The 23,074-nt window shown below is 61.7% G+C and carries 16 protein-coding genes; 6 read left to right on the top strand and 10 right to left on the bottom strand.

Features of this window, described 5'->3' with window-relative positions; genetic code table 11:
- Window positions 1-61: 61 nt before the first annotated feature.
- The 8 genes from ACILRC_RS01080 to ACILRC_RS01045 form a co-directional block, all read right to left on the bottom strand.
- The gene (locus ACILRC_RS01080) at window positions 62-1,021 is read right to left on the bottom strand and encodes a Tim44 domain-containing protein (RefSeq protein WP_395667469.1); all 960 of its coding nucleotides are present in this window, start codon (window positions 1,019-1,021) and stop codon (window positions 62-64) included.
- Window positions 1,022-1,043: 22 nt separating this feature from the next.
- A complete protein-coding gene (ubiE, locus tag ACILRC_RS01075; protein ID WP_395667468.1) occupies window positions 1,044-1,775 on the bottom strand; it encodes a bifunctional demethylmenaquinone methyltransferase/2-methoxy-6-polyprenyl-1,4-benzoquinol methylase UbiE in 732 nt (243 codons plus the stop codon).
- Window positions 1,776-1,788: 13 nt separating this feature from the next.
- Window positions 1,789-2,202 (bottom strand): gamma-butyrobetaine hydroxylase-like domain-containing protein, encoded by a 414-nt coding sequence (locus ACILRC_RS01070; RefSeq protein WP_395667467.1) that lies wholly within the window; start codon window positions 2,200-2,202, stop codon window positions 1,789-1,791.
- A 21-nt stretch (window positions 2,203-2,223) separates the two neighbouring features.
- Window positions 2,224-3,813, bottom strand: coding sequence for a ShlB/FhaC/HecB family hemolysin secretion/activation protein (locus ACILRC_RS01065; protein ID WP_395667466.1), 1,590 nt, complete (start codon window positions 3,811-3,813; stop codon window positions 2,224-2,226).
- Window positions 3,814-3,900: 87 nt separating this feature from the next.
- Window positions 3,901-5,259: a FecR domain-containing protein gene (locus ACILRC_RS01060; RefSeq protein ID WP_395667465.1), complete on the bottom strand. Its 1,359-nt coding sequence runs from the start codon at window positions 5,257-5,259 to the stop codon at window positions 3,901-3,903.
- Complete coding sequence (locus ACILRC_RS01055) at window positions 5,247-10,184, bottom strand: filamentous hemagglutinin N-terminal domain-containing protein (RefSeq protein ID WP_395667579.1); 4,938 nt, start codon at window positions 10,182-10,184, stop codon at window positions 5,247-5,249. The genes ACILRC_RS01060 and ACILRC_RS01055 overlap by 13 nt, the downstream gene beginning before the upstream one ends.
- A 180-nt stretch (window positions 10,185-10,364) precedes the next feature.
- Window positions 10,365-11,576, bottom strand: coding sequence for a glycosyltransferase (locus ACILRC_RS01050; protein ID WP_395667464.1), 1,212 nt, complete (start codon window positions 11,574-11,576; stop codon window positions 10,365-10,367).
- Between the two features lie 26 nt (window positions 11,577-11,602).
- The gene (locus ACILRC_RS01045) at window positions 11,603-15,598 is read right to left on the bottom strand and encodes a DUF3683 domain-containing protein (RefSeq protein ID WP_395667463.1); all 3,996 of its coding nucleotides are present in this window, start codon (window positions 15,596-15,598) and stop codon (window positions 11,603-11,605) included.
- 284 nt (window positions 15,599-15,882) lie between these two features.
- Here ACILRC_RS01045 and ugpQ point away from each other — a divergent pair, with 284 nt between their 5' ends.
- The 3 genes from ugpQ to ACILRC_RS01030 are packed head-to-tail and all read left to right on the top strand — an operon-like array spanning window position 15,883 to window position 17,531.
- Window positions 15,883-16,674, top strand: a complete 792-nt coding sequence (gene ugpQ, locus ACILRC_RS01040) for a glycerophosphodiester phosphodiesterase (protein ID WP_395667462.1) — start codon at window positions 15,883-15,885, stop codon at window positions 16,672-16,674.
- Between the two features lie 54 nt (window positions 16,675-16,728).
- Entirely contained in the window at window positions 16,729-17,304 is a 576-nt protein-coding gene (locus ACILRC_RS01035; protein WP_395667461.1) for a hypothetical protein, read from the top strand.
- Entirely contained in the window at window positions 17,304-17,531 is a 228-nt protein-coding gene (locus tag ACILRC_RS01030) for a helix-turn-helix domain-containing protein (RefSeq protein WP_395667460.1), read from the top strand. The genes ACILRC_RS01035 and ACILRC_RS01030 overlap by 1 nt, the downstream gene beginning before the upstream one ends.
- A gap of 107 nt (window positions 17,532-17,638) precedes the next feature.
- On the opposite strand, the gene ACILRC_RS01025 is transcribed toward ACILRC_RS01030, so the two are convergent.
- Complete coding sequence (locus ACILRC_RS01025; RefSeq protein WP_395667459.1) at window positions 17,639-17,914, bottom strand: hypothetical protein; 276 nt, start codon at window positions 17,912-17,914, stop codon at window positions 17,639-17,641.
- A gap of 90 nt (window positions 17,915-18,004) precedes the next feature.
- On the opposite strand from ACILRC_RS01025, the gene hemA reads away from it, so the two are divergent.
- The 3 genes from hemA (at window position 18,005) to prmC (ending at window position 21,318) form a co-directional block, all read left to right on the top strand.
- Window positions 18,005-19,264 (top strand): glutamyl-tRNA reductase, encoded by a 1,260-nt coding sequence (hemA, locus tag ACILRC_RS01020; RefSeq protein ID WP_395667458.1) that lies wholly within the window; start codon window positions 18,005-18,007, stop codon window positions 19,262-19,264.
- Window positions 19,265-19,385: 121 nt separating this feature from the next.
- A complete protein-coding gene (gene prfA, locus ACILRC_RS01015) occupies window positions 19,386-20,483 on the top strand; it encodes a peptide chain release factor 1 (protein ID WP_395667457.1) in 1,098 nt (365 codons plus the stop codon).
- Between the two features lies 1 nt (window position 20,484).
- The gene (gene prmC / locus ACILRC_RS01010; protein ID WP_395667456.1) at window positions 20,485-21,318 is read left to right on the top strand and encodes a peptide chain release factor N(5)-glutamine methyltransferase; all 834 of its coding nucleotides are present in this window, start codon (window positions 20,485-20,487) and stop codon (window positions 21,316-21,318) included.
- On the opposite strand, the gene leuA is transcribed toward prmC, so the two are convergent.
- Window positions 21,274-23,004: a 2-isopropylmalate synthase gene (gene leuA / locus ACILRC_RS01005; protein WP_395667455.1), complete on the bottom strand. Its 1,731-nt coding sequence runs from the start codon at window positions 23,002-23,004 to the stop codon at window positions 21,274-21,276. The genes prmC and leuA overlap by 45 nt on opposite strands.
- Window positions 23,005-23,074 lie beyond the last annotated feature (70 nt).

The raw sequence follows: 23,074 nt of genomic DNA, 5'->3' as shown, positions 1-23,074 counted from the left end.
GTCCCCATTATTCACTGAAAGCCCGTGCGCAGACCCTAGCGCGAGGCTTGTGAAAATGCCCTTACTGGAGTGCTTGCACCCCGGCGACCAGCCAACCACCACCGTTGCGCGGCTTGGTCATGTTCCACACCTCGCGGAACGGGCTGGGACCCGCCGAGGGCTCTTCGCGAATCATGCCGGAGAACTCCACGCTGGCCATGTATTCGTTGGGCAACTCTTCGATGCCGAGCAGGCGGGCTTCGATCATGACCACGTCGGTGCGGTTTGGCGTGTCACCGGTGTGCGTTTCACGCTCGGCCAACTGCGACTTGATTTCATCAAGCATCCCGTCGGTCATCATGGAACGCAAAGACGAGATGTCGGAGCGGTCCCAAGCGGCCTGCAAGGTGATGAAATTGGCCTTGGCGGCCTTCAAAAAGCCTTCGCTGTCAAACCCGGCCGGAATGCCCCAAGTTTGCGAGCCCATTAGACCGGAGCCGATCATGGAGCCGCCTTGCGGTGCCGTCTCCAAACTACCCAAACCACTGCGCTCGAACGGCCGGGCCGAGGCGTCATTGCCAACATGATCCGGGCTGTAGGAACGGTGCTGGGACACGGGGGCATTGCCTGCGCCCTGGAATGCAAACGGACCAGCTGCGTTGCTTTGCACAACCGCCTTTCGACGCATGAACCAGCCCACCAAGAGCATCACGCCCATGGCCAGCAGGCCGAACAACAAAATCTGCCCGAATGCCTCACCCAGCCCCAGCGAGCTGGCCAGCCATGCCAAACCCAGACCAGCCGCCAAACCGCCCAACATGGCACCCCAAGGACGCGAAGGCGCAGGGGCTGCAGCCTGCTTGCCGGCACCCGCATTGCCCACGCCTTGCGAGGGTGTGGCCGGGGTTGCTGGTGCCTGTTGCTGGGTCACATTGTTGGACTGCTTGCCAAACGACTTGCCACCGCCCATGCGCTTGGCGGCTTCGGCGTTGCCGCCAAGCAGCGCCACTGCCAGTGCCAAACCTACTGCCCAAAGTTTCATGATTGCTCCTAAGTGAATCGAACTAACACTTGATTCCAACATGCAACGCTGCAATGCCACCGGTCAGGTTGTGATAGTCCACATGTCCAAAACCACCTATGTGCATCAGGGCTTTTAGCTCATCTTGGCCGGGATGCATTCGGATCGACTCCGCAAGGTAGCGGTAGCTGGCGTCATCGCCTGCAACGATGCGTCCCAAACGGGGCAGCACCTTGAAGGAGTACCAGTCGTACGCCTTCTCCAAAGGCTTAGCCACGCGGGAAAACTCCAGCACCAAGAGCTTTCCGCCGGGCTTCAACACACGGTGCATTTCTGCCAGCGCCCGGTCTTTGTGGGTCATATTGCGCAGGCCGAAGGCCACGCTGACCAAGTTGAAGTAGCCGTCGGCAAAGGGAAGTTGCTCGGCGTCGCACACCAGCGTCGGCAAGGCGATGCCCGCATCGAGCAGTCGGTTGCGCCCAGTGCTGAGCATGGCCTCGTTGATGTCGGTATGCACCACCTGCCCTGACTTGCCAACTTTCTTAGAAAAGGCCATGGCCAAGTCGCCAGTGCCACCGGCAATGTCAAGGGCACGGTCACCTTCGCGCAATCCGGCGACCAACACGGTGTATGCCTTCCACGCCCGGTGCAGCCCGAGCGACATCAGGTCGTTCATGACGTCGTACTTGGGCGCGACCGAATCAAACACGCCGCGCACATGGCGGGCCTTTTCTTCCTCTGCGACTGACTTGAATCCAAAATGGGTGGTGCTCATGGCTTGGGTTTCCTCAATGGCTGGCACAGCCGGTGCCGGCTTTGGGCGCCATGGGCGCATCGCGGTCGGTGTGGGCCTCTTGCAGACGCCGGGCGTAGTCTTGCCAGAGCTGGTCTTGTTGCGCGCCCAGAAAATACAGGTAGTCCCAAGAGAAGATGCCGGTATCGTGGCCATCGGAAAAGCGGGGCTGCACCGCGTAGTTGCCCACTGGCTCGAGCGCCACCAAATCGACCAGTCGCTTACCGGTCTGCAAAACCGCCTGGCCAGGCCCGTGCCCCTGAACCTCGGCGGACGGTGAGTTGATGCGCATCAGCTCGAACGGAATGCGAAACACTGCGCCATCTGAAAAACTGATCTCCAGCACCCGCGACTGGGCGTGCACTGTCAGAGCCTGTGGAGTCGGCGAACCTGCTTGTAAACCTGCCATCCGGTTATTGTAGGCAGGCGGTCAAAAGCGCGCAGTCAGGCTCACGTGCAGCTTGTCCTCGCCGACTTTCGGCTGGGTCGACGTTGCCCCATCTGCAGGTGCGGTAGCACCCGTGATGATCCGCCCCCAGTCCGCTGTCAGGCTCAGCGTGCCAGCCGTGTACCGAAAGCCCAGCCCGGCGCTTGCCAGCTGGTCCCGCGCCGGCTTACCGGAGGAACTGGCACCGGTGTTGAGGCTGCGCAGCCAACCTGCATCGACAAAGCCCAAGAAGCGCAGCCCCTTGGCGACTTCGGGCGTGGTGAGCTCCGCCGACACCGCAAGCCCCCGATCGCCTGAAAGCACACGCTCGCTTGCGCCCCGCACCGACCCCACCCCGCCCAGCCCCATCTGTTCGCCTGAGATCAGGGGGTTGTTGGTGGTCTGCATTTGACTGCGCACGCTGGCGCGCCAGCCTCGGGGCAAGGTTGAACGCCAGTGGGCGTTCAGCCGAAGCACCTTCCATTGGTCCGTGTCGATCCGGGACTCCTCGGTTTGGTAGGCACTCAAATCGTTGCCCGGGCTGCCGGGCAAGTTCAGCGCCAACTCCGCGCCATAACCCCAATCGCCAGCATCGGACTCCGTTTTGGCGCTGTAACCCAGCGAGGCGGGGCGGCTGCCACGGTCGAGCTGGCCGGGAATCACCATGCCATTGATCTTTCCGGCCTTAAAGAGCTTGTCCTCAATACCCAATGTAAGGTAGGACTTGCGCCCGCCTTGCGGTGGCAGGTAGTGGCTGTAGGAGAGGCTGTAGGTGTCACCCGCGCCGGAGCTGTTGAAGGTTCCAAAATGGCCCTCCACGTCCGAGTTGGTGTAGTTAAAGGCAACCATGCCGCCCCATCCGTACAGCGGCACACTGTAACTAAGGCCCAACTGCTTGACACGCTCTGCGCGCTCAATCGATGTGGTGTAGGCGAAGCTTGCTTGGTGGTCGCGCCCAAACAGGTTGGCGTGGCCGCCCACCAAGCTCAGGCGATCCGCTCCGGTGGCCGCGCTGCCGGTGTTGGCCAGACTGGCCGCAAACGTCACGGCAGGTGCGGTCTTGACCATCAGCCTGGCGTCGATTTTTTCAAGCTGGTCCGACTCCTTGAGGAGCACCTGAACCTGCTTGCTTGGGTTTTCGTTGGCCAGTGCCGTCTGCACCGACAGCGAGCGGAAGTTGGGCGACTGCCCCTCTTGAAGCTCGGGCAAGCTGGCTCGAATGTTGACGTCCCCAAACGCACCAGCGCCCTCGACTGTGACGGCACCAATCACGAACTTGACCACCGACAAACGGATTGACTCGCCCACCTCCTGCGGCGGAAGCACGACCCGGTGCAGGCCGAAGCCCCGTGCCTTCAGTGCCGCCTCCAGTGCGGTGGCGGCCTGCTGCAATGTCTCCAGTGTGCCGTCCTTGCGCACGTAGGGCGCCAGCACGGCGGTGACTTCGGCGGGCTGCAGGGGGATGTCGCCCTGAACATCGAACCCGCGGATGTCAAAAGTCACATTCGCGCCGGACGCCTGCGGCTCTGCGGTTTGGGCTTGCGCACCAGATGCCACTGCCAAAGCGACGACCAACAGCGCGACGGGGTTCAAACGACGGCGTACTGCCGACCCACGCCAACCCAGCGAGAGCGACCGGTTCAAGTGATGGAATGCATGCAACATGGTGAAGGCCCGCGTTTACCGACAAATCTGGGGCGCGCCGCTACCGGCCTCCCTGAGCAAACCGACCAACATCGGATTGGCCCGGTTGGGCATCAGCACCGGGTCGTTCTGCAAGAACAGCGGAATCGCGTCGGGTCGGCCGGTCTTGCCGTCAGCCCGGGCGAAGCCCACCTCGCCGCGGCCCAGGTCCAGTACCTCGGTGGCCGTCAAGATTTGAATGTGGCCATCGCGCACCCAAACAAAAACGCCGACATCCTCTGGCATGACACCGCCCACCGAGAACAGTTGTTCAAAGTTCACCGGAACGGTGTCCGGGCGCTGCAGGTTGTCCAGCGTCGGCGTGGTCAACACCCGCACGTCGGTGTCACTCACCCACAAGCCCTGTCCGGCCTGAAGAACCTGCAATGCCGTCTGCCCATTAGGCTGGACCTCGATCGTGCCCAACCAACTAAAGAAGCTGCAGGCCTGCGGCTGGGCGCAGTCCAAGTCCAAGCCAGTTCCCCGAATGCCAATCGTCGCCGTTGGCGTCTTGAAGCCCACGTTGCGCGTGTCAGCCTTACCCACCAAGCCGGTAACGGCACGCATTGACCCTTGGAGCAGACTCACCAAGAAACGTCCCTCGCCAGGGTTTTGCACATCAAATACAAAGCTGTCTACACGGAACTGGCTGTTGGCACCCAGCGTGATCCGGCTCTCGTCCCGAAACGCCACGATGGCGCTGGAGCCTGCACCCGACTGCAGCACATCGCCGGGATACACACTGCCGCCGTCGCTCAGACGGCGTCTGTTACCCGCCATGTCGGTGGCAAAAATCTCCCCGCGCACGACCAGCAGCTTGGCGCTTGCAAGCACCGCGTTGCGACGCGCCTTGTCCGACCCTTTGGCGGACTCAGCCTGGCAGTCTGTGCCACAAATGCGGGCGTCGAAGTCGGTGCCACGGATCCCCAGGGTGGCCGTGGGTGTCTGGATCTTCGCTGCGTCGGGCGTGTCTTTGGACACCAGCCCGGTAATGGCGCGCAAGCCCCCGCGCACCAGCTGCAACACCATGGAGTTGTCTGACGCACCTTCCTGGTAACGGTAGGACTGCACGACCAATTCGGAGCCTGGGCGCAGCGTCATCCGGGTGCCGTCGCGCAGCTTGACGATGGAGCTTGCGCCCTGTGCCGTCGTAAGCCGGTCGCCTTGGTTGAGCACCAAACCCTTGCCCATGGTCCTGGGCAATTGCCCCGGTGCCTGCGCCACCGCCGCACCCTGGGTGAATTCGACCTCGCCCACCGGCTGGGCCAGCACAGTCGTGGCGCCCGCTGCGGCCCAGACCAGCGCGGACACAGCCACCCAACGGGCGGCGCGCTGCGCTGACACTAGCGCACGCATATTTCGCCCTCAACCAACACGCCCTCGTTGGCACGGTCGCGCTGCCCGAACACAGGGTCGGTGGGCACCAATGGGCTTTGCCAGGCGGTGGGCTGGTTGCTCAGGTAGCTGTCAATAATCGCGCCGGAGTTTCCGTACGGTTGCTGTTGCAGCCATTGAATTGGGCTGGGCGCTTCGCTAGGCACTTGCGGAGGCGGTCCCTTGTCTGGCGTTGCTGGCAGCACCACGCCCACGGGACCGCTGACGTCGCTGTCGCCGTAGTACACCGTCATGATGTTGTCGGTTTTCACATCCCTCACGCCCGAAAACACCGGGCGCGTCAGGCGCACCACCTTGCCGGTACCCACATCGGGGTCATCTAGCTGCACAGTAGCCCCAACCAACAACGCTTGCGATAGGTCGTCGTCGGTGCCGTTGGTTTGCGGCACAGGACTGTTGTTATGGGAACTGACAAAACTCAAGCCTGCAAAGCCGATGGCCCGCTCTCCGTCATACACCTTCGAAGTCTGGCCAGACAGCTGCATGTTCCACAAGGTGCCGTTGTATCCGTCCATAACACCATTGCCCGAACCCAGCACGGCGTCGCCATAGACTGCGTCGTACTGCTTGAAGTTGGCTTGCAGGTTACCCAGGTTGATCGTTGGTCTGTTGCAATCACAATTTTCCATAGCGAGGTATACGAGCCAACGCCCACTACCCGTCAAGTCGATGGAGCCGTTTTGGGCATCAAAACCTTGGTTGGCGGCGTGTTCGCCGCCGTTATTGCTGCTCTTGTAAGGCACCAACGTCACTGCGTCGCCAGCAGCATCAGAACGCAGCGCCCCCAGGGTCAGGCCACTCGTGGCTTTCAGCGAAATGCTGCCCTTGGCGGTAATGCTCTTCGCCCCGCCGTTCACCCCGACCATGTTGATGCGGCCGTTCGTCGTCTCGACCCTGACGTTGCCCTGTGGGGCCGCCAGATCGCCTTTGTTTGGGTGAAACACAACGTCTCCTCCAGCAGTGAAGAGCGAGATCGCATCACCAGTCGCTGAGGATTCCAAGTAACCCAAGGTCAAGCCCTGCGTTGCTTTCAGGGTGATGCTCCCACCCGCCTGAATATCCCTATCTGTGGTGTCGATCTGACCACCGGTCGTCTCCACCTTGACGTTGCCTTTGCCAGCCTTGAGGTTGCCGGCAGAAACAATACTGCCTCCGGCGACGACGGATATCGCGTCGCCAGTCGACTTAGAGTCCAAGTTGCCTAAGCTAACGGCATCCTTGGCTTCGACGGTGATGGCTCCAGAGGCTGTAATGCTCTTCGCCACGCCGTTCACTACGTCCACGGTGATGCCACCGCCAGTCGTTTTGAGGATAACCTTGCCCGCATCGGCAGTCAGATTGTCAGCAGAACCAATATTGCCCGCAGTCTCGACGGATATGTCGCCGGTCGATTCGGATTTCAGGTTGCCTAAGCGAACGTCAGCCGTGGCTTTGACGGTGATACCTCCCGCCGCTGTGATGCTCCCCGCGCCGCCTGGCCCGGCCATATTGATGCTGCCGCCAGTGGTCTCGACCTTGACGCTGCCCGCCGAGGCCGCTAAGTGGCCTGAGTCTGCATGAAAAACAATGTCCCCTCCGGTGCGAAGCGAGATTGCTTCCCCAGTCGCTGAAGATTTCAAGTAGCCCAGGGTCAAGTCCTTCGTGGCCTGGAGGGAGATGCTTCCACCGGCTTCAATTTGCCGATTTGTGGTGCCAACCGTGTTAATGATGCCATTGGTCGTCTCAATCCTCACGTTGCCAGCGGTGGCCTTGAGGTTGCCAAATGAAAGAACATCGCCTCCAGTAGAGACGGATATCGCGTCTCCAGTCGATGTGGAGTTCAGGTTGCCTAAGCGAACGTCAGCCGTGGCTTTGAGGGCGATGGTTCCTCCCGTCGCTGTGATACTCCCCGCGCCGTCGTTCATGTAAATGCTGCCGCCAGTGGTCTCGACCTTGACGCTACCCGCTGTGGCGGTCACGCTGCTAAGCAACAGGACGTCGCCATTCGACACAAGGTCAAACGATTCGGCGTTGCTTTGACGCAGCGTTAGATCCTCTGGCGGTGGCGGCGCGGTGAATTGCGCAAAGGATACGTGGTCACCGCCGTCGGGGCTGGGGGGCAAGCCGTTGCTGTTCAACTGAACCGCGCCAGCTTTATGGATCGTGAGGTCCCTGAACCTGTTGCTTTCAGACTCCAATGTAATATCACCAGTCACGTCGAAATCGGCCTTAACGACCTGCATCGACGCCCAGTGAGACTGGGTCACGTTGCCACGCACATTCTCCAGCTTAAGTTCATGTCCAAAAACATCGGCAAACTCGATATTCCGGTTGTTGGAGAACTTGATTTCTCCGCTTTCTTTGTTGGCGGAAAACCTTGCCAATGTGACGCTGTTGCCGTATCCAGTCAGGGTAATGTTCGTAGCGCTGGCTTCTAAATAACCTGCTTTGATCGTGCCTGTGCTTTGCGATATGTCCCCACTGGCACTCAATAACACGTATCTGGATTCGTTTGAGTAGGTTACGTCCACTACACCAGCAATATCCAAGTCTCCACCGGATACATCAATTTCAACGTTTCCACTGTTGTGGCTGCTGCTATCGATGTTGTGCACCACCAGACTTTTCTGGTTTCCAAATTGCAAACTAAATCCTGGCCCACTTATCGGGACTTCCAAGTTGTTAACCTGGTGATAAACGCCGGACACTCGCCCCAACGACACACCACCCGAGGATGAAATGTTTAGTTGGTTAACGGTTATCACCCCGTTGCCGCCCACAATGCCACCCGAGCCAGCATGCAGGTTCAGCTCGGGAGAAATCACGGGGCTACCGTAGCCATCGGGGGCCGCCGAAAGATTGATGTCCGCATCGAGGCGGATACCGTAGCCTGCTCTCAGCGTCAAATCGCGGTGACCAGTCACTGGCGCGTTGACAATGATGTCGTGGGAAGCTTGCAAGGACACATTGGACGGTTGCGACTGCGCAGGCTGCGATGGACTGCCTACGTTCACATCACCAGCGACCTGCAAGCTGCCATCGACAACGTCAATGTCTACCTCTCCTGCAAAGCTGGTGCCGCTTAGCAAGTTAAGGTTGCCAAGATTGTGAAACACCAACCTTGGCCTGTGACCTGTGGTTGAAACAAAGTGCAAATTTTTGACACGTACAAGCGGGCCGGACATTACGTCATGTACGTTAAACAACACATCTCCATCCGATTTAATCTTCAAGGTGTCGACCTCGATAACACCCGCCCCGCCCACAATGCCCCCCGCGCCTGCCGTCAAGCTCAGCTCGGGAGAAATCACGGGGCTGCCATAGCCATTGGGGTCTGTCGAGGCATTGGGGTCCTGCGTGAGGTTGATGCCCGCATTGAGATGGACTGCGTTGCCCGCGTCCAGCGTCAAATCGTGGTGACCAGTCACAGGCGAGTTGACAAAGATGTCGTTGGTTGCTGCCAATGACACGTTCGTGTTGGCTAGTAGGCCAGACAGTGAAGACGCCGTGATGAAACTGGGGAAAGAATCATCTTTGGCAATGTCACCGCTGACAGTCTCGCCACCGTACCCATCGATGAACTCGTTACTAATGAGCAGATCGGTCGGATCCAACAACAAAGTTCCGGTCTTCCCCGCCGGTGCTCTCAAGTCAGCCTTGCCCTGGAAATCCAGAAACTGCTTGCCCGACACCTCGGCGAGACCGCCGTTACCGCCAAGCAAACCGCCGCGCGCAGAAACGGCGCCCATAAACTGCGTGGCTTGGTCGGACCAGACCACCACTGTGCCTCCGTTGCCACTGCCCAAGGCATCGGCCCGGATGTTGGCGCCAGCCTGCACCGAGGTGCGCCGCGCATTGGCCAGCCGGGCATCTTGACCTTTGTAACCGCCGCCAATGAGCGCCTCGCCGCCGCCGCGCTCGCCGCTCACATCGATCAGCGCGTCCCCAAGCACGGCCACCTTGTCTGCCGTTACATGCACTTGGCCACCCCGCCCAGCTAGGCCCAACCCGCTCACGCTGCCACCGACCTCGGCGCGATCGGCGGCCTTCAGAACCACCTTGCCGCCCTCGGTGCTGACCGCAGTCGCAGCTACGCTGCCTGTGGTCTTGAGTGTGCCGGCAAACACGCCGACCGCATCGCCCTGCAGAGTGCCCAGGTTCAGGGCGGAGTCGGTGGGCGCCTGCACCAGCATGGAGATACCCTCTAGCCCACGCCCGGTCAGTTCTACCTGCTGGCCGGCTGCCAGCACGGTGCTGCCGTTGGGCGAGCGCACCAAAGCATCGGCCCCGGTCGCGACTTGTCTGCCGATGAGAACAACGTCGCCGCTGCGGGCCAGCACACTGCCCTGCACCGACACATTGCCGCCGGATGCCGTGGCGCTGCCAAACCGCAGGCGCCCAGCGAGCGCGTCCGCATCGCTCATGTGCAATGCCGACGCGGTAAAACCTGCGGCGTCCACCGTCGCACCTGCGCCCACCGTGACCCCGGTGTGGTTGACCAGCACCACGTGGCCATTGCTGCCCAGGTTTCCAAACAGCAAGGAAGGCGTGTTGGTCACCACCCGGTTGATCACGGTGCTGTTGGCGTCGGGCTGCTGAAAATAGGTGCTACTACCTTTGGGAATGGAGAAGCTTTGCCAGTCAATGGCCGAATGCTTGGTGCCTGCACCGTTTTGGGTGACGACCGTGAGCTGGTTTCCGTTGGTGGTTTGGGTGGCCTGTCCGTGGACCACCACGGCGCCAGTGGGATTGGCCACTGCGGGCAAAGAGGCTGCGCCCCACACACAGGCGACAGCCAGCGCGCACAACCGCAGTCCACCAGCACAGGGCAACTCGCCGCTGGTGCGTGAGCCGGACGCCGACCCGGCTACTGAACCACCCCGCGTGTGTTCAGCTACGGCCACCATCGCGCCCAGGGCCTGGTTCCAGACGGTGCGGTAAATGTGGTTCAGCGATGCACGGTGACCCATAGGACTCCCCTTGGTCTGGTCTGTGACCAGTTTGTTTGACGTTTATTTAATCACAGAACTGTGCCCAGATAAACAATTAGCGCCTCGGCTCTTGAAAGTCTTGCCCCAAAGCCGCCTCTAGTGTCGCGGCGCATCGTCCACACCCAGCGCCTGCGATACATAGTCCCGCACCGCTTCATCCCGGTAGGCTGGGATCTCCCCCTGCAAAACGCGTGCCTGTTCACGGATTTGCGGATTGTTGTGGACGGCCTGGATGGCAGCCGCATAGGCGCTTTGGTCTTGAAAAACCACCGCGCCTGCGCCGGTTGAGACCAAGCGCAGGGCCAAAAACAATTGCTCCTGGTGCAAAGGGACCATCAGCTGGGGCACGCCCGCCGCCGCAAAGGTGGCGGCTGTGCTGTGGTTACCGCAATGCACAACCCAGGCCGCTTGGCACGCCACCTCGGCCAAGTTCACCGGGTGGTCGATAAATCGCATGCGTGGCCCGCTGTAGCGCGCCTTGAGCGCGGGCGGGAGGTTTCGCACAAACAGCAGTGCGCAGACGCCTGCGTCTTGCAGATCCTGAAGCAAGCGCTCAACGCATGTGAAGGCGTTGAGGTAGCCAAACACCCGTGGACCGTCGCCATTCGGCCAGATGGGAGCAGCATAGGGATGTGGCGCCTCCACCCCCAGGTAGCGGACATCGGGCTTGGCACCAAAGTGGTCCAGCTGGGGAAGCGTCATGGCCAGTATGTCGTCGGCCTGGGTGAAGATCGTGTGCAATCCGTCCATGGACGGCGCGCCAAGCGCCTGCAGCGCGGTATTGATGGTTGTCAGCAGCGCGGCATCATCATGCAGCAATGACGCTAACACTTCGGGGGTGCTTGGGGTCGTCGGAAACAGGAGGAAAGGCGTGGTCGGTGCCTGCTCTGGCACTGGTGCGGTGAAGCCGGTTCCGATCAACACCTTTTTAAAGCCGAGGCCGTGCGCGGCAATGAGCGCAGTGGGACTGTGCTCGAACAGCACCACATCCGGCTGGACCAGCGCAAACAAGCTGCGCCAAGCTTGCAGGTACACCCCCAAGTCGCTTGCGCTGGTGCAGCACTGGTGCGCCAGCAAGTGCGTGTAGCTCAGAAAAACAGGTGGGCTGGAAGATGCTCGGCGTTGCTTGAACGGGGCCTGTAGGTAGGTGATAGGCCAATCACCCAACACGAGTTTGGCATTGTGCAGCTCGCGGGCTGCCAGCACCACGCGATGACCGGCAGCCAAGGCGACCTCGATGGGGAGGCGAAAGTGGCTGAGATGCCCTAAATTCCCACCCAACTCCCAAACGCACATTACGGTGGCCATAGCGCATCTGTACCCAAAGCCGGCCGCTACACCAGCACCCGCTCAATGCCGCCCGCGTTGGCATGCTGCACGTACAGAGGCAGCCAGTCATCGCCGAGAATGTGCTTGGCCATTTCCACCACGATGTAGTCGGCCTCCAGCAGGCCATTGCTGAGGTCATTGCCGTAACGGGACAGGCCTTGCAGGCAGCTCGGGCAGCTGGTCAAGATCTTGGTGGGCGCCTGCACTGCGGGTTCCGCGTGGACCGCCGCCATATGCGAGCGCAGCGCGAGTTCGCCTTTGCGCAACTCCTCTTCTTTGCGGAAGCGCACCTGCGTAGAGATGTCGGGCCGGGTGACGCCCAAGGTGCCCGACTCCCCGCAGCAACGTTCGTTCTTCATCACCGCATCGCCCACCAGTGCCTTGACGGTCTTCAAGGGGTCTTGCAGCTTCATCGGGCTGTGACAAGGGTCGTGGAAAAGATAGCCCGCGCCCGCACCGCCTTGTGGCACCAGGGTCATACCTTTTTCCAGCAAGAACTCGTGGATGTCGATGATGCGGCAACCCGGAAAAATCTTGTCGAACTCGTAGCCCTGCAACTGGTCGTAGCAGGTACCGCAGCTCACCAGCACCGTCTTGATGTCGAGGTAGTTCAGCGTGTTGGCCACCCGGTGGAACAGCACCCGGTTGTCGGTGATGATTTTTTCAGCCTTGTCAAACTGCCCGCTGCCGCGCTGGGGGTAACCGCAGCACAGGTAGCCCGGCGGCAGCACGGTTTGCACGCCCGCATGCCACAGCATGGCCTGTGTGGCCAGGCCCACTTGGCTAAAAAGGCGCTCCGACCCGCAGCCAGGAAAGTAAAACACCGCCTCGGACTCCGCCGTCGTGGTGCCCGGGTTGCGGATGATGGGCACATAGTCCCCATCTTCGATGTCAAGCAAGGCGCGCGCGGTCTTCTTGGGCAAGCCACCGGGCATCTTCTTGTTGATGAAGTGGATTACCTGCTCCTTGATGGGCGCGGTGCCCACCGTCGCCGGTGGTTTGGCGGTCTGGGCTTTGGCGAACACGCGCAAAACATCGTTGGCCATGCGCTGCGCCTTGAAACCCACCCCCACCATGGCCGTGCGCATGAGCTTGATGGTCTCGGGTCGCGTGGCGTTGAGGAACAGCATGGCGGCCGCATTACCGGGGCGAAAGCTCTTTTGCCCCATTTTGCGCAGCAGGTTGCGCATGTTCATGGTCACGTCGCCAAAGTCGATCTTCACCGGGCAGGGCGACTCGCACTTGTGGCACACGGTGCAGTGGTCGGCGACGTCTTCGAACTCTTCCCAGTGCCGAATGCTGATACCGCGGCGGGTTTGCTCCTCGTACAAAAAGGCCTCGATGAGCAGCGAGGTGGCCAGGATTTTGTTGCGCGGGCTGTACAGCAGGTTAGCGCGCGGCACGTGGGTGGCACACACCGGCTTGCACTTACCGCAACGCAGGCAGTCCTTGATGGAGTCGGCGATCGCACCGATGTCGCTTTGCTGCATGATCAAAGACTCGTGCCCCATCAAGCCAAACGATGGCGTGTAGGCGTTGGTCAAGTCGGCGTGCAGTGCGGGCTCGGCGGCGGCTGCCGGTGTTTTGCGCTGAACCTCGCGCTGCGCTGGGTCATGCGATGGGTATTGCGCGTCGCCCTGCACCGCAGTCTGGGCTGGTGCCGTAGGTGCACGCATCAGCTTGCCTTTATTGAAGTGCCCTTGCGGGTCAATGCGCTGCTTGTAGTCCTGGAATGGCTGCAGCTCGGCGTCGCTCAAAAACTCCAGCTTGGTAATGCCAATACCGTGCTCGCCAGAGATCACGCCGTCAAGCGAGCGGGCCAGCGCCATGATGCGTTTGACTGCACCGTGCGCGGCTTGCAGCATGGCGTAGTCGTCGCTGTTGACAGGGATATTGGTGTGCACATTGCCGTCGCCTGCGTGCATGTGCAACGCCACCCATACCCGGCCCTTGAGCACCCGCTTGTGGATGGCAACACACTCCGCCCAAATCGCCGCAAACGCGCCGCCAGTAAAAATGGCCTGCAAGGGCTCGCGCAACTGGGTTTTCCAGCTGGCGCGCAGTCGGTGGTCCTGCAACTGGGCAAATAAGGTGTCCACCTGGTCCCGCCAGCCCTGCCACTGGCTGCGCACCTCAGCAATCAACGCCAACGCCTGGCCTACGCGCTCTTCCAGCAGCTCGGGTGAAGGCGTGTCGATGGCGTCGTCGACCTTGCCCAGGGGCAGGTTGTCTCTCTGCAAAAACGCCTGCAAAGCGTCACACAACGCCAGCTTGTTTTGCAGACTGAGCTCGATGTTGATGCGCTCAATTCCATCGGTGTACTCGGCCATGCGCGGCAGCGGAATCACCACGTCCTCGTTGATCTTGAAGGCGTTGGTGTGTTTGCTGATGGCAGCCGTTTTTTTGCGGTCCAGCCAAAACTTTTTGCGCGCCTCGGGGCTCACGGCCACAAAGCCTTCGCCACTGCGTGAATTGGCGATGCGCACCACTTCAGACGTTGCGCGCGCCACGGCATCGGCGTCGTCCCCGGCAATGTCACCGAATAGCGCCATCTTGGGCAGGCCGCCGCGTTTGGACTTGGTGGCATAGCCCACCGCTTTGAGGTACCGGTCGTCCAAGTGCTCCAAACCTGCGAGTACCACGCCCGAACCGGCCTGCGCGAACAGGTAGTCCTTGATCTCCACCATGCTGGGCACCGCCTCGCGCGCCGTGCCAAAAAACTCCAGCACCACGGTGCGGGTGTGCGCCGGCATGCGGTGCACCACCCAGCGCGCGCTGGTGATCAGGCCATCACAGCCTTCCTTTTGGATACCCGGCAGACCGCTAAGAAACTTATCGGTAACGTCTTTGCCCAAGCCCTCTTTGCGAAAGCTGGCACCGGGAATGTCCAAGCGCTCGGTGCGCAGCAGGGTTGTTCCGTCGGCCTCGAAGTACTGCAGCTCAAAACTCGCCACTGGCGCGTCGTGGATCTTGCCCAGGTTGTGGTTAAGACGGGTCACTTGCAACCACTGCGCTTGGGGTGTCACCATGCGCCAGCTCACTAAGTTGTCGAGCGCAGTGCCCCACAGCACCGCCTTTTTGCCGCCTGCATTCATCGCAATATTGCCGCCCACGCAGCTGGCCTCGGCCGAGGTGGGGTCCACCGCAAAAACATAGCCCGCGCGCTCGGCGGCATCGGCCACCCGCTGCGTGACCACGCCAGCTTCGCTCCAGACGGTAGCCACTTCACGGTCCAGCCCGGGCAGGCGCACCATCTCGACTTCCGACATGGCCTCCAACTTTTCGGTGTTGATGACCGCACTCTTCCAAGTCAGGGGAATCGCGCCACCGGTGTAGCCGGTGCCACCGCCCCGCGCGATGATGGTCAGACCCAACTCAATACATCCAGCGACCAGCCCGGCCATCTCTTGCTCCGAATCGGGCGTCAGCACCACAAACGGGTACTCCACCCGCCAGTCGGTCGCATCGGTCACATGCGACACCCGCGACAGACCGTCGAACTTGATGTTGTCGCGCGCGGTGAGTTTGCTCAACAGCTTGTGCGATTGCTTGCGCAACGCCGCCACCTCGGCAAATCCCGCACCAAATGCCTTGACCGCAGCCCGCGCAGCCGCCAAGAGTTCGCCCACCATCGCATCGCGCAGCGGGTCGGCATCCGGTGTGCGTCGCTTTTCTACCTCGGTGAGCCGGTGGTTCAGGGCGTCGACCAATTGGCTGCGTCGCCGCGGGTTGTCCAGCAAATCGTCTTGCAAATAGGGGTTGCGCTGCACCACCCAGATGTCGCCCAATACCTCGTAGAGCATGCGGGCCGAGCGCCCGGTGCGCCGCTCATCGCGCAGCGCGTTGAGGGTGGCCCAGGCTTGGTGGCCCAAAAGCCGGATGACAATCTCGCGGTCCGAGAAGGATGTGTAGTTGTACGGAATTTCGCGGATGCGCTCGTGCCCCAAGGTCGGGGGTTCAGAGGCATTCATCAGGTGGGAAAGCGAAGTCGGAGCATTCATCAATCAGTGCCTTGGCTGCCCAATGGGCCGCAGTTGGCCGCCTAACTGACAAACCGGGTCGCATTCGGGCCAGTTCAGACGGACGGGCATGTTAACGCAGTGCAGCAATTGCACCCGACGTTCCGTCCCATCTCCCCACAGGACGCCCCAGCAGGCCGCGCTGCCCCAGACCGCGTCTGATCTTCCAACAACGCGCTTAGGCGAGCGACCGCAAGACTACACTTTTGCCACTGCGAATCGGGGTTCCACCCGACAGCGCACGCCCACAGCAACCTGGTATCCATATGACGCAACTTGATCTTCCACCTTGGCCCTACCCGCGCTGGATTGCCCACCGTGGCGCCGGCAAACTGGCACCTGAAAATACCTTGGCTGCGTTTCGCGAGGGCGCGCGCCACGGCTACCGGATGTTCGAGTGCGACGTCAAACTCAGCGCAGATGGCATCCCCTTTTTGTTGCACGATGCGACGCTGGAGCGCACCACGAATGCGGCCGGCCCGCTGCGCGGCCAAAGCAACGTGGCAGGGCACCACCATTGGCATGCGCTGTCCCAACTTGATGCGGGTAGCTGGCACTGCGCGGCGTACGCCGGGGAGCCACTGCCCACCCTCGAAGCCGTAGCCCGCTACTGCCTCCACAACGATTTCTTTCTGAACATCGAGATCAAAGCCACACCGGGTACCGAACACCACACCGGCGCAGAAGTAGCGCGCCATGCCGCTCGCCTGTGGCAAGACGCTGCGGTGCCGCCGCTGCTGACCTCGTTCGATGTCGAATCGCTCGAGGGTGCCATGCAGTCGGCACCCGAGCTACCGCGCGGCCTGCTGCTCGATGAACTTTGGACAGGCTGGTTGGAGCGCGCCCTCACCCTGGGCTGCCAGGCAGTGGTCTGCAACCACCGCCTGTGGGACACCAGCAGCGTGACGCAAGCGCAAAGCGCAGGCTTTCGCACGCTGAGCTATACCGTCAACGAGAAGGTCGATGCGCAGCGGCTGATCGCATTGGGGACGGACGGCATCATTACCGACCGGGTAGACCTTTTCGAGCCAGATCAAAATATTCAATTAAGTATTTAACTTTTACTGTTAAACAGTATATATTTGCTGCATTTCAACCTTTAGGAGATTGTCATGCATGGCCCAGACCGCACGCAAACCAACCCATCCAAACAACCTACCGCTGCGCTGACCAAGCTACGCGGCGCCGTCTTTGCAATGCGCTTGCTCAGCGCAGCCTACTTGGTGCTGGTCGCCTGGTACATCCAAAACTGGTGGTTGGATGGCGACAAGGTCGTGCGTCTGAAGGGCTACCACTTTGGGCTCGACTTGGGCGCGATGCAGGCTTGGCAGCGGCATGCGGCGATGGGCTTGGATGTGGTGGCCTGGGCGATGCTGGCAGTTGCCGTGTGGTTTGGCTGGCGCTTCCTGGCTAGCCTGGTGCACAAAACGCAATTTCCAGGCATTGGGGCGCAGGACCTGTTGCGTTGTGCATGGTGGGGTTTGGCTTGCGAAGCCCTGTCGGTACTGTCGCGTCCACTGCAAAGTTACCTGCTCACGCTGCATTTGGAACCAGCGAACCGGCAGTGGCGCTGGGCGTTTCATTCGGCCGATGTCCAAAGCGTCATTCTTTGCCTGGCACTGGTCATCTTTGCGCTGATGTACGCATGGACGCTTGAGGTTGCCGAAGAAAACCGGAGCTTTGTCTGATGCCCATCGTCGTTACCCTGGATGTCATGCTGGCCAGACGAAAAATGCGCTCACGTGAGTTGGCGCCACTGGCAGGCATTACCGAGCAAAACCTGTCTCTGCTGAAGTCAGGCAAGGTCAAAGGGGTGCGGTTTGATACGCTTGAGCGCATCTGCACGGCGCTGCAATGCCAACCCGGCGACATCTTGACTTACGAGGTAGACGAGACGCCCACGCCGCCCGACTGATCTGGCGTGGGCCGTGCCGGGCAGCGTAACTCTGGCATGGAACATGCCCCCTTAAGCCAGACCGCTGGTTGCAAGAACCGCATCGTGGTGAGCCTAGGCGCCCTGCCCTATTTGCGCCAAGCGGCGCTACCCACCCACTGACAGGTAGCCACCAGCGCGCACATGGCCGCGTAAGTTGCCATCTTGCCGTCGTTGCCAAAGAAGGCTAGCCCCGCTAGCAGCGCCACCGCGCCGGCAGCGGCGTTGAAGGCCGACTGGCGCCACAGGCTGCGCGGCGTGCGGCGCTTAAGAACCCAAGGCGACGCCAACGCAACCAGCGTACCCACCACGACCGCGGGCAGGAAAAAATTGAGCAGGTGAATCAAGAAGTCCAGAGGTGCCATTGCGCAGTTTTGGTGCCACACTTGGCCCCCACACACCGCCGCACGGGCGAAAAGGCTAAGCGAGCCGGGATTTTATAATCCCGCACACATATGGCAGTCTGGGCATTAGGCATCAACCACACCACCGCGCCGCTGGACATGCGAGGCCGGTTTGCCTTCGCCACCGAAGCCATGGAGCCGCACCTCAAAGCGCTGCGCCAATCCATTTCGCGCACCCACGAGGCGGCCATCGTTTCCACCTGCAACCGCACGGAAATCTATTGCGCTGGCGACGAATCCGCGCTGGAGCAAACCTTGGATTGGTTGGCCCAATCGGGAGGTGTCTCGGCCAACGAGCTGCGCTCTTACACCTACCGCCTAGAAGGCGACCAAGCAGCGCGCCACGCGTTTCGCGTGGCCAGCGGCCTGGACTCCATGGTGTTGGGCGAACCCCAAATTTTGGGACAGCTCAAAGACGCGGTGCGTGCTGCTGATGCGGCAGGCGCATTGGGCACCACGCTATCGCAGCTATTCCAACGCTCGTTTGCGGTGGCCAAAGAGGTGCGCACCTCCACCGAAATCGGCGCGCACTCCATTAGCATGGCGGCGGCGGCGGTGCGACTTTCGGGCCAGTTGTTTGAAGACCTTGCCAAGGTAAAAGTGCTGTTCGTGGGCGCGGGCGAAATGATCGAGCTGTGCGCGACCCACTTCGCCGCCAAAAATCCACAAACCATCGCCATTGCCAATCGCACGTTGGAGCGCGGCGAAAAGCTGGCCTCGCGCTTTGGTGCCGAGGTGATGCGACTTGCCGATCTGCCCGATCGCTTGCACGAGTTTGACGCCGTGGTAAGTTGCACTGCCAGCACCTTGCCGATCATTGGCCTAGGCGCCGTGGAGCGGGCGCTGAAGAAGCGCCGTTACCGCCCGATGTTCATGGTGGACCTGGCGGTACCGCGCGACATCGAGCCCGAGGTCAAAAAGCTCGAAGACGTCTACCTGTACACCGTGGACGACCTAGCTGGCGTGGTGCAGACCGCGCAGGCCAACCGGCAAGCGGCGGTAGCGCAGGCCGAAGCGATTGTTGATGCGGGTGTGCAGAGTTTTATGCACTGGATTGACCAACGCGGCTCGGTACCGCTGATCCAGCAGCTCAACGCCCAAGCCGATCAATGGCGCGCCATCGAACTGGCGCGTGCACGCAAGGCATTGGCCAAGGGTGAAGATATGGACGCTGTGCTCGAAGCCCTGTCACGCGGCCTCACCCAAAAAATGTTGCACGGTGCCATGGCTGAGCTGCACGCAGGCGACGCGCACGCACGCGAGCGGGCCAGCACCGCCATCCAGCACTTTTTCCTGCGCAAAGAGCGTTAGCGCCGACCGCATCGTGCGTGGCCCTACAGGCTGTGCGCACCGGACGCTGGCTCCGCAGACCGTGCCAGCACACCTACCGGTACCGGCGCTCCTTCCCCAAACTTTCCTTGATCCGTTCACCATGAAACCGTTTCTCCGCCAACAACTTGCCCGCTACGCCGACCGTTTGGGTGAGCTGGAGTTTTTGCTTTCGCGCGAAGACATCATGAAAGACATGAAGCAATTCTTGGTCCTGTCGCGCGAGCACACCGAGGTGGCCGCGGTGGCCAGCCGCTGGGCGCGCTACCAACAACGCGAGTCCGACGTGACCGCAGGTCAAGACATGCTGGAGGCTTCTGCGGGTGACGAGGACATGCTGGTGATGGCGCAGGAAGAGATCGACAGTGCGACTGCTGAACTGGGGCAACTTGAATCCGAGTTGCAACGCATGCTGCTGCCCAAAGACCCGGACGACGCACGCAATGCCTTCATCGAAATCCGCGCCGGCACCGGTGGCGACGAGTCGGCACTGTTCGCCGCCGATCTGGCCCGCATGTACACCCGCTACTGCGACGCCAAAGGCTGGAAGACCGAGGTGGTGAGCGCCTCGGAGAGCGAACTCGGCGGCTACAAAGAAGTCGTGTTGCGCATCGAGGGCGATGCGGTGTATGGCGCGCTCAAGTTCGAATCCGGTGGCCACCGCGTCCAGCGGGTGCCCGCCACCGAGACCCAGGGGCGCATCCACACCAGCGCCTGCACCGTGGCGGTGCTGGCCGAACCTGATGAACAAGAAGCCATCAAGATCAACCCCTCGGAACTGCGCATCGACACCTTCCGCGCCAGTGGCGCGGGCGGACAGCACATCAACAAAACCGACTCCGCCGTACGCATCACCCACTTGCCCACCGGCATCGTGGCGGAGTGCCAAGACGGGCGCAGCCAGCACAGCAACAAGGCGCAGGCGCTGCGGGTGCTGACCGCGCGCATCCAGGAAAAAGAGCGCTCTGAGCGTGCTGCCAAAGACGCGGCAGAGCGCAAGAGCCTGATCGGCAGCGGCGACCGCAGCGACCGCATCCGCACCTACAACTACCCGCAGGGCCGCCTGACCGACCACCGCATCAACCTCACGCTGTACAAGTTGCTGGGCATCATGGAAGGCGATCTGGGCGACGTGGTGGAGGCGCTGCAGGCCTTTGAAGCCGCGCAGCAAATGGCCGATCTCGAATTGGGCATGGCCTGACGTGACCGTCGACCAGGCCGTCCGCCACGCCTTAGCGCTTGGCTTGGAGCGGGTGGATGCCCAGTGGCTGCTGCTGCACGCTTGTGCGCGCGGCGCGGACGGACGGGCCTGGTTGTTGGCGCACGCAGCCGATGCGCTGCCACCCGAAACCCACAGCGTGTTTGACGCCATGGTGATGCGGCGGCTGGCCGGCGAGCCGCTGGCGTACATCACCGGCCAGACCGAGTTCTACGGACTGCCCCTGCAAGTCGACGCCCGCGTGCTGGACCCGCGAGCGGACACGGAAACCTTGGTGGATTGGGCGCTGGAGGTGATGGACACACGTGACACGGCCGCGCCACAACGGCTGATCGACCTGGGCACAGGGAGCGGCGCCATCGCGTTGGCGCTCAAGCACGAGCGCCCGTTCTGGGATGTGCACGCGCTCGACCGAAGTGCAGACGCTCTGGCCGTGGCCCGCGCGAACGCACAGCGACTGGGCTTGGATTTGCACTTGCATGTGGGTGATTGGTTGCGAGGCATGGAGCGCAACTTTGCGCTCATCGTTGCCAACCCGCCCTACATCGCGGCGGCGGACCCGCACTTGGACCAGCTGCAGCACGAACCTTTGCAGGCACTGGCCAGTGGCGCGCTGGGGCTCGACGACCTGGCGGTGATCGTGGCGCAGGCTCCACAGCACCTTGCGCCTGGCGGCTGGCTGTTGCTAGAGCACGGCTACGACCAAGCCGATGCAGTGCGCACCTTGCTGCAGCGCGCAGGCTTTGTGCAGGTTCAGTCGCGGCGCGATGTGTCAGGCATCCAACGCTGCAGCGGTGGCCAGTGGCCTGGGCTGTGACGTGCGCAAGCCCAGGCGCTGTACACCGCTAACCAAGGCCTTGAGCGACGCGGTGACGATGTTGCTATCCACGCCCACGCCGAAGCGATCGGCGCCAAGCCCGGGGGCTACCAACTCCAAAAATGCACAGGCCTGCGCCTCCCCGCCGTGCGTGCTGGCTTGGGTGGACCGCTCCTCGAAGCTGCGCACCTGAACTGCGATGCCCACGCTGTGCAGCGCATGGACTGCCGCATCGATCGGCCCGTTACCCTGGCCCAAAAGTGTCCGTACCTCGCCATCGATTTGCAGCTGCAAGCGGATGCCCTGCTGGGATGCGTGCCCTGCCGGCAACCCGTCGACCAATTGGTGGCCCGCGTAGCGCACGTGGGCCGCGCGCGGGTTGAGGTAGGTCGCGTCGAACAAGTTCCATATGTCTTGGGCGCTCATCTCGCCGCCGTGCAGATCGGTCTGAGCTTGCACCACATTGGCAAACTCCACCTGCAGGCGCCGCGGCATGACCACGCCGTAGTCCGCCTCCATCAGGAAAGCCACCCCGCCTTTACCCGATTGGCTGTTGACGCGGATCACTGAGTCGTAAGTGCGCCCCACATCGGCAGGGTCGATGGGCAGGTACGGCACCTTCCAGAGTGCATCCCTCTTCTGCGCCGCAAAGCCCTTTTTGATGGCGTCCTGGTGCGAACCGCTGAACGCGGTAAACACCAGGTCGCCCACATAAGGGTGGCGCGGGTGGATGGGCAATTGGGTGCAGTGTTCCACGGTGCGCGCCACGGCATTGATGTCTGAGAAATCGAGCCCCGGCGCCACACCCTGGGTGTAGAGGTTCAGCGCCAATGTGACCAGGTCCACATTGCCGGTGCGTTCGCCGTTGCCAAACAGGCAGCCCTCCACCCGGTCGGCGCCAGCCATCAGGCCGAGCTCGGCTGCCGCCACCGCAGTGCCACGGTCGTTGTGGGGGTGCAAGCTCAGCACCACGCTGTCGCGCCGCGCCAAGTTACGGTGCATCCACTCAATCTGGTCGGCGTACACATTGGGTGTGGCCACCTCGACCGTGGCAGGCAAGTTCAGAATGACCGGGCGGTTTGGCGTGGCGCCCCACTCGACTGTGACGGCGTTGCACACCTCCAAAGCAAAATCCAACTCGGTCGAGGTGAACACCTCCGGGCTGTACTGCAAGACCCATTCAGTCTGAGGCCGCTCAGCTGCCAACTGCTTGATCAGCCGCACCGCCTGCACTGCCAGACCAAGCACCTCTGCTTTATCCATACCAAACACCACCTCGCGGAACACGGGGGCGGTGGCGTTGTACACATGGACGATGGCGCGGCGCGCGCCCTGCAAGGCATCGAAAGTGCGGCGAATCAGATCCTCGCGCGCCTGGGTTAGCACCTCGATGGTGACGTCGGCGGGAATGTGCCCGCAGTCGATCAGCGTGCGCACAAAGTCGAAGTCGGTTTGGGAGGCGCTGGGGAAACCCACTTCGATTTCCTTGAAGCCGATGGCGCACAGGCTGCGAAACATGCGCATCTTGCGCTCGCCGTTCATGGGCTCAAACAGCGATTGATTGCCATCGCGCAGGTCGGTACTCATCCAGATCGGTGGCACCGTTAACTGGCGTGACGGCCACTTGCGGTCGGGCAGATGCACCGGCGCGAAGGCGTGGTACTTTTGGTCGGGTTGGGACAGCACAGGCAACTCCTTGGTATCAAAACGCCGGACACCCACGGCGCCCGGACCCAAGAATGGTAGTTGCGCGAAG

The sequence above is a fragment of the Rhodoferax sp. genome, assembly GCF_044236835.1.
Classification (GTDB): domain Bacteria; phylum Pseudomonadota; class Gammaproteobacteria; order Burkholderiales; family Burkholderiaceae_C; genus Allorhodoferax.
The sequence above is the reverse complement of the archived record's forward strand: the minus strand, read 5'-3'. Positions and strand labels throughout refer to the sequence as shown.